This is a genomic window from Paenibacillus sp. TY11 (assembly GCF_059772165.1).
Genome location: NZ_JCBAIQ010000068.1, coordinates 1 through 670, shown reverse-complemented (window position 1 = coordinate 670; position 670 = coordinate 1). Strand labels below are relative to the sequence as shown.

Below are 670 nucleotides of genomic sequence, written 5' to 3'. Positions count from 1 at the left end.
GTTTTAAGGACACCACGATCTTTCAGGATATTTTCGATGAAATTGTCCTGCAGGCGATCTCACACCGGATGGTGGGCGGACGCGTTCTGGTGACCGATTCGACGCACGTGAAAGCGAATGCGAACAAACACCAGTACACCAAAGAACAGGTACTGCAGAATACCAAGGACTACATGGACGAGCTCAATGCAGCGGTGACGGAAGACCGGAGAAACCATGGAAAAAAGCGCTAAAATCCCGAGAGGAAGTGAACGAAGAAAGAGAGATTAAAGTGAGCAAAACCGATCCCGATAGTGGCTATATGATTCGTGACGGCAAACCTGAAGGCTTTTTTTACCTGGACCACCGCACGGTGGATACCAAATACAATGTGATTACCGACGTGCACGTGACGCCGGGGAATGTACATGATTCCGTCCCTTATTTGTCGCGTTTGGACCGCCAGAGAGAGCGTTTTGGTTTTCAGGTGGAAGCCGTCGCCCTGGATTCGGGTTATTTGACAACGCCGATTTGCCGTGGTTTGCAAAGCCGTAAGATTTTTGCTGTGATTTCCCACCGAAGATTCCATCCGAAGCAAGGATTGTTCCCGAAATGGAAGTTTGAATACGATGCCAAGCGCAATGTGTATATTTGCCCAGCCCAACAGGAACTGCCCTACCGAACGACGGAC

The 670-nt window shown here is 49.7% G+C and carries 1 pseudogene; it reads left to right on the top strand.

Annotation, left to right across the window (positions count from 1 at the left end):
* Positions 1 to 670 (top strand): annotated as a pseudogene (locus AC6EJC_RS26830) (transposase); the annotation flags it as partial.